At 45.4% G+C, this 6,722-nt stretch carries 8 protein-coding genes; 2 read left to right on the forward strand and 6 right to left on the reverse strand.

The window, feature by feature from the left end; translation table 11 throughout:
* Positions 1 to 67: 67 nt before the first annotated feature.
* Entirely contained in the window at positions 68 to 1,207 is a 1,140-nt protein-coding gene (locus B3O33_RS12135) for a WG repeat-containing protein (protein ID WP_292360938.1), read from the reverse strand.
* A 149-nt stretch (positions 1,208 to 1,356) separates the two neighbouring features.
* Between B3O33_RS12135 and B3O33_RS12140 the strand changes: the two genes are divergently transcribed.
* Both B3O33_RS12140 and B3O33_RS12145 read left to right on the forward strand, forming a co-directional pair.
* On the forward strand, positions 1,357 to 1,761 hold the full coding sequence (locus B3O33_RS12140; RefSeq protein ID WP_292360936.1) for a hypothetical protein: 405 nt from the start codon (positions 1,357 to 1,359) through the stop codon (positions 1,759 to 1,761).
* Between the two features lie 69 nt (positions 1,762 to 1,830).
* Complete coding sequence (locus tag B3O33_RS12145) at positions 1,831 to 2,694, forward strand: alpha/beta hydrolase (RefSeq protein ID WP_292360934.1); 864 nt, start codon at positions 1,831 to 1,833, stop codon at positions 2,692 to 2,694.
* Positions 2,695 to 2,752: 58 nt separating this feature from the next.
* Here the strand turns inward: B3O33_RS12145 and B3O33_RS12150 are convergent, their stop codons facing one another.
* The 5 genes from B3O33_RS12150 to B3O33_RS12170 form a co-directional block, all read right to left on the reverse strand.
* Positions 2,753 to 3,739: an NAD(P)/FAD-dependent oxidoreductase gene (locus B3O33_RS12150; protein ID WP_292360932.1), complete on the reverse strand. Its 987-nt coding sequence runs from the start codon at positions 3,737 to 3,739 to the stop codon at positions 2,753 to 2,755.
* Positions 3,740 to 3,856: 117 nt separating this feature from the next.
* A complete protein-coding gene (gene pqqA, locus B3O33_RS12155) occupies positions 3,857 to 3,928 on the reverse strand; it encodes a pyrroloquinoline quinone precursor peptide PqqA (RefSeq protein ID WP_081443609.1) in 72 nt (23 codons plus the stop codon).
* Positions 3,929 to 4,039: 111 nt separating this feature from the next.
* Complete coding sequence (gene gorA / locus B3O33_RS12160; protein ID WP_292360930.1) at positions 4,040 to 5,395, reverse strand: glutathione-disulfide reductase; 1,356 nt, start codon at positions 5,393 to 5,395, stop codon at positions 4,040 to 4,042.
* 91 nt (positions 5,396 to 5,486) lie between these two features.
* Complete coding sequence (locus B3O33_RS12165) at positions 5,487 to 6,011, reverse strand: peroxiredoxin (RefSeq protein WP_292360928.1); 525 nt, start codon at positions 6,009 to 6,011, stop codon at positions 5,487 to 5,489.
* Positions 6,012 to 6,135: 124 nt separating this feature from the next.
* A partial coding sequence (locus B3O33_RS12170) for a GGDEF domain-containing protein (RefSeq protein ID WP_292363708.1) occupies positions 6,136 to 6,722 on the reverse strand: 587 nt, incomplete at its 5' end.

Raw genomic sequence — 6,722 nt, forward strand, 5'->3', positions numbered from 1 at the left:
TGGGTATTGGCCGCCGTACTTTATATCGTTGGCTGGATGAGGAAAGTGACGAAACGGAAGAGTCAGCTTAATCCTTGGAAATATAACCCCATTTGTCGCGGATTTTTATCGCGGCCAAACCCTCATTAAACGGATGGGCGTGCTCAAACTGTGGTTCGATCACGACGTCACCCTGCCGGTTGATAAAGCCATATTGTCGGTAGTTATGGGTGATAACGGCCAATCCATTTGAAAATGAATAGGCCCAGACATATTCCGGTGCAATTTCCATCTTGCCAGTAGTATTGATATAACCCACCTTGGCGTTTTTTTCCACTCTGGAAAGTCCTTCACTGAAATTCCAGGCATCATCAAAATAGGGTTTAATAACAATTTCACCGCTACGATTAATAAAACCGTAAAGTCCATTCTGTTTGATGACCGCAAAACCTTCGCCAAACGCTTTGGCTTCTTCAAACTGTGCGTTTATCAGCCAGTCTCCGTTTTTATCGATGTAGCCCCATTTCCCGTTGTCCAACACCGCAGCAAACCCTTCACGAAATACTCTGACCTGAGAAAACTGCATATCAATCAGCAGCTTGCCTTCATTATCAATATAACCCCATTTTTCATCAATTCTGACAGCGGCACGTTGTTCGCTGAAGATATGAATTTCATCAAATTGTGCCGCAATGACCTCTTGCCCCTGGTTATTCAGGTAACCCCATTTCCCATCTTGCTGAAAGGCGGCCAATCCCTCGGAAAATACGCCGACTTTGTCATAATGAGCTGGAATCATTTCCTCTCCGGCATCATTAAGAAATCCCCATTTACCGTCTTTGATAAAGGCGGCATATCCCTGTTTGAAGGATTGAATTCTGGGATAAGTTGGCTGCAGAATGATACGTCCATCACGATCAACGACGCCCCACAAGCTATCTTTCCGGTAGGCAGTCACGCCACTGTCTAAATCATTGATTTCATCGGCAGTGAAAAGAATGTCACCATCAGAATTGATCATGGCAAATTGTGCTCGTCCCTGATTGGCAATCATTACCGCCGCACGGCCATTTTTAAAACTGCCGGCATCATCAAATATCAGATCAATCTTCAGATTTTCAACATAAGCCATGGTAGGCTGGTAGGCATTACTGGCAGTGACGCCGGTAAACATCAATGTCAGCGCTGACAGTATATATCCCAATGTTATATAACGATTTTGGTACATAACCACAATCACCTTTGACGTGTTAATTCAATCATAAGTCTGTTCCCGCGATGGTGAAAATATCGTGAAAACTTATTTTGGGAAAAATCGCTCTGGAAGCCGCACAGGAGCTTGGGTAATAGTGAATTAACAATGTTGATGGAGAAACTATGGAAAAGGACGAAGATACCTATAGTGCGCTGAAAATAATGGCTGAAACCATTGATCTGAGTTCACGCAATGATAACGATGAGATTATTGGTCTTGAATACTATGTTAATTTTAATGTGTTGACCGAGGATGAGCTGGGCGAACTGATTCAGCTTTGGGAGCAAAAATTAGTCACCTGTCAAAAAGAAAAACTGGCTTCACAATTTATGGTGGTTCAGGTGTTTGGCCTAATCAGTCTGGCAATGTTTATAGCCTGGTTGTCCGGAGGCATTGCCGGAGCGATTGCCAGTATCGTCGGTGTGATTGGCATGATCGCGATGATTGAAGACAAGCGTGTTCAAAAAGCCAAACGGAATCTGAGCGATGCAGAAAAGGTCTGCAATAAACTTCGTTTCCATGCGTAGCGATCCGATTAAAGGAACCTCTGACGGGCTGATTCAGTCTGGATAGGCGGTTAACTTCAGGAATAGTGTGTGCTTCGCCAATTTACTAAAACCTTATTAGGTAGTCTGTCAGCACTCTCATTCAGCGCCTGTGCACCGGTGACGATGTTAAATGCAATGGTGCCAGAGTCAGGTTATCAACATCAGGCTGATATCATTTATGGCGATCATGAACGGCTCAAACTGGATATTTATCAGCCAGTCGGCTTGATGGATACTCAAAACCCCGCTACGGTCGTTTTCTTTTATGGAGGTGGCTGGGAGGCCGGGGAAAAAGCAGACTATAAATTTGTGGCAGAAGCGCTCACATCGCAGGGCATTATCGTGGTTATTCCAGATTATCGGGTCTTCCCTGAAGTGCTGTTTCCGGTATTTATTGAGGATGCTGCCAAGGCTGTCGCCTGGACTATAAAGCATATTGCTGAGTTTGGAGGAGATCCCGACCAGCTGTTTATCGGCGGGCATTCGGCAGGGGCACATATTGCGGCGATGTTATCCGTTAATCCAGAATATTTACAGCAAGTTGGTCTTCAGCCCCGGCAACTACGTGGCATGTTTGGTCTGGCCGGCCCCTATGATTTTTTACCGTTAAAAAGTAATACGTTAAAGCAGATCTTTGGTGATGATGCCAGTCAATGGCAAAGTCAGCCGGTCAATTTCATCCGCGAAGATCATCCACCGACATTACTGCTGGTGGGCAAAAATGATCGTACGGTGCTGCCACGTAACAGTTATCGGCTGGCTGAGAAGCTGAAAAAACATGGCAATTCAGTCGAATTGGTCGAGTTTAACAATTACGGTCATGTCGCGATGGTTGCCAAACTGGCAAAACCGTTGCGTGGCGATGGGGCGCTACTTAGGCCTATCGTCAACTTTGTTGAGAAGCATCGGTGACAGCGTTGTTAATTTTCCACCTTCACAACGGAGGGCGGCTATGAAAGAGCAACAGAAACTAAATTAATCGTGGAATAAGCTTTTCTGCCAAAGCATCTGCACTGCTGAAAGCTGCTTCAACACGACCCTGAATACACCAGTCACCGCAAGCCGCCAGTTTTAATTGGGTGTCAAGGTAGGCCGGTTGACCGGTTTGGGGGGGAAGGTTAGCGTAGACCCAGCGCTTCAAGTCCACATGGCTGGCTTCGGCAGTATTGATACCACTGACACGCTGAACCTCTGCGAGCATCAATTGCTGAATAATTTCATTTGCCTGTTGCAGATGTTTTTCGGCCCAAGCATTATTTGCCTGAATCACCATGGAGAATCCTTCAGGACGCGATGGCTTGCTGCTATTCACCGACATCCAGCTGATGATGGCATCACTGACCAGGGCGGCTTGCCAATTGAGTTCTGGCGCGTCATCAAATCCCAGCATCAGCGCGTAACACGCCTGCATCTGTGTTTGCTGAATGACATTAAGATTCTGAAAATTGTCTGGTAGCATATCTGCGGTTTGTTTAGCCGGAAGGCAGCAGATCACCCAGTCTAAATTCTCTGCAACAAGTTGATCGTCACTGAATAGCTGCCATTTCTCATTGTATTGTTCAAGACGAGTAACCTTGCAGTTAAACTGAATATTTAAGCTTGCTGCAAGAGTCTGTCCGATCGCCTGCATATCGGAGCTACCCACATAGTGTGGATAATCTGCATTCCATGTGCGTCGGGAAATCTGTTTGCTACCGGAGAACTCCACAAAATTGGCATCCCAGCGTTGTATCACCCGCTGTTTGATTAACGGCTGAATAAAGTCAGCAAAACGCCCGGTTTTAACAGTGAAAAATTGAGCCCCGGAATCAAAACTAAATTGGTCAACTGAACGGGAGGCTAATCTGCCACCAGCATGTCCAGCTTTATCGAATAGTTGGATCTCGGCAAATGGCTGCAGCTGGTGGGCCAGAGTCAGGCCGGCTAATCCGCTGCCAATGATGGCGATTTTGCTCATGGTGATCCGTTGTGAAATGAATTTGGCAATCTGACCAATGTGATGAGGCGGGGTTTCCTGCAGGCAAAAAAAAGCCCCAATCCGAAGATTGAGGCTTTTTGATTTAGCTACTGCGTATTAACGGTTGCAGATGTACATTGTTACTTCGAAACCGAAACGCATGTCTGAATATTCTGGTTTAGTCCACATAATATTTCTCCTCTTATTTAGTATCAGCGTTTGCTGACTTAGGTGTAGATTATCGTTATCAGACAACTAAAACATCAGTGAAACACCCGATAGCACTCAGGATTTTCCTGATTAATCGCTGACCGGCGTACGCATGGTGACAAACTCTTCAGCAGCCGTCGGGTGTATGCCGATGGTGGCGTCAAAGTCAGCCTTGGTGGCACCACATTTAATTGCAATCGCAATGCCCTGCATGATCTCTCCGGCTGACTCGCCAACCATATGCGCGCCCAAAACCTTATCGTTATCACCATTCACTAATATCTTCATTAAAGTACGTTCCTGCGAACCGCCTAATGTATTTTTCATCGCGCGAAAGTTTGAGCGGAATTTCAACACATTTGAATATTCCTTGCGAGCCTGCTCTTCGGTCATACCAACGGTGCCAATATTCGGCTGGCAAAATACGGTCGTGGCAATATTGCTGTAATCCATTTTGCATGGCTGTTCATCAAACAGATAACCTGCTAATGCCATACCTTCTGCCAACGCCACCGGTGTTAATTCCATGCCACCCGTTACATCGCCCAGAGCATAAATACTCGGTTCAGAGGTCTGGAAAGTCTCATTCACTTCAATATGACCACTTTTAGCAATATTAACCTTAACATTTTCCAGCCCCAAACCTTCAAGATGAGGCTTCCTGCCCGTGGCAAACAATACCGCATCAACCGTGAGATGCTGACCATCACTCATAGTTAAATACAGGCTGCCATCCGATTGTTTTTCAATGGCTGTGACTTCAGTGTTGAAACGGATATGCACACCATTTTGCTGTATTTGCTCGGCCGCAAACTCTGCGATTTCCTTGTCAAATCCATTTAATAACCCGCCACCACGGACGATCTGTGTGACCTGTGAGCCAAGACCATGAAAAATACCGGCAAACTCCACGGCAATATAACCACCACCTACTACAGCCAACCGGTTTGGAAACTCAGCTAAATCAAAGATGCCGTTTGAATCCACCGCATGTTCTTTACCCGGAATCTCCGGAACATACGGCCAGCCACCGGTCGCAATTAAAATGCGTTCAGTGGTAAATTTTTTACCATCGACTTCAACCGTGTGAGCATCCAGGATTTTACCTCTGCCATCAATGATTTCGACGCTGGCTCGATCCAGAATGCCTTCATAGACACCATTTAAACGACTGATTTCCTGAGTTTTGTTATCCCGTAGAGTTGACCAGTCAAAAGCCGGTTTACCGATCTGCCAGCCAAAGCCTTTGGCATCAGTAAAGTGAGCTGAGTATTCAGAGGCATATACATAGAGTTTTTTAGGCACGCAGCCTACATTGACACAGGTGCCACCCAGATAACGATCTTCGCACACAGCGACTTTTGCACCATAAGATGCCGCCATTCGGCTGGCTCTGACACCACCGGAGCCGGCACCAATAACAAATAAATCGTAATCATATTGCATCTAGAAAAACTCCTGTTCGTCACTGAATGTCGCAAAAAAACACCGGACCTGAATGGCTGCAGGTCCGGTGAAGCATGGCTGACGTATTCAATTACTGTTTGTTCAAATATTCCAGCATGGTATCCACACCGCTGACTTCAAACGGATCATCAGGACAATTATCCATCTGACCTGGCTCAGCAAAAAGTTGTTTGATTTCACCGTCTACCACATGCATGGAATAACGCCATGAACGCTCACCAAAGCCCAGATTTTCCTTTTTCACCAACATGTTCATGCCGCGGGTAAATTCACCGTTACCATCCGGAAGCAATTTGACCTTGTTTACTTCCTGACGTTTTCCCCATTGGAACATGGTGAACGCATCGTTGACCGACAGGCAGTAAACTTCATCAATGCCTTTGGCTTTCAGTTCATCGTAGTGTTCTTCGTAGCCTGGCAAGTGAGTGCTTGAACAGGTGGGTGTGAAAGCGCCGGGCAGTGCAAAAACGATGACGCTTTTCCCTTTAAAAATGTCATCAGTAGTGACATCCTGCCAGCGGAACGGATTATCACCGCCAATGCTTTCATCACGGACACGGGTTTTAAATACAACATTAGGGACACGTTGAGTCATATTGTTAATCTCCTTTGAAGGGTTAATGTGACCTGAACAATAATTCAGTTGCGAGCAGTGTAACGAAATGGAATTGATTAATAAAACAACTTGTTTAGATTGTTTTAATCGTAAAAAACGATTATTAAGATGGCTGGCTATTAATATTAATGGCCATATTCAACTGTTGTCCGTTGCGTTTGTTACTGTAGAGCGCTTCGTCAGCAAGCGTGTATAGCTGCTGCAGATCATAGTCACTTAACGATTTTGTCGTGGTAATACCGAAACTATAGAGTAAATCAATATCGCTAGGTATCGATTCATTGTAAGTCGCCACAGTGCTGGAAAGCCGCTGCAGAATCACCGATTGATCGGTGTCATTCTGATTGACCATTAAGACGACAAACTCATCACCACCAATTCGGCCAATTAAATCGGAATCGCGAAAAGTACTGCTTAACAATTGCGAAAACTGCAGCAGTGCATTATCACCAGCCTGATGACCATGGAGATCATTGATCTGTTTGAAATTATCCAGATCAAAATATATCAATGAGGCTTCATAATTCTGAGAACGACACATTTGCAAAATATGGCTTGCCCGAAACTCGAAGCCTTTCCGATTAAGTAACCCGGTTAAATGATCCTCACAAAGTAACTGGTTGGTGGCGATCTCATCTTCAATCATTTTGGCCAGTTCCCGTAACAGGCGGGAATCCCGTTCACTCATAT

This window comes from Methylophaga sp. UBA1464, assembly GCF_002325665.1.
GTDB lineage: Bacteria > Pseudomonadota > Gammaproteobacteria > Nitrosococcales > Methylophagaceae > Methylophaga.

What these genes read in the sequence shown, in the direction of transcription:
- B3O33_RS12150 (WP_292360932.1), bottom strand. Translation starts at nt 3,739, where the DNA reads ATGAGCAAAATCGCCATCATTGGCAGCGGATTAGCCGGCCTGACTCTG.
- gorA (WP_292360930.1), bottom strand. Translation starts at nt 5,395, where the DNA reads ATGCAATATGATTACGATTTATTTGTTATTGGTGCCGGCTCCGGTGGT.
- B3O33_RS12140 (WP_292360936.1), top strand. Translation starts at nt 1,357, where the DNA reads ATGGAAAAGGACGAAGATACCTATAGTGCGCTGAAAATAATGGCTGAA.
- B3O33_RS12165 (WP_292360928.1), bottom strand. Translation starts at nt 6,011, where the DNA reads ATGACTCAACGTGTCCCTAATGTTGTATTTAAAACCCGTGTCCGTGAT.
- B3O33_RS12135 (WP_292360938.1), bottom strand. Translation starts at nt 1,207, where the DNA reads ATGTACCAAAATCGTTATATAACATTGGGATATATACTGTCAGCGCTG.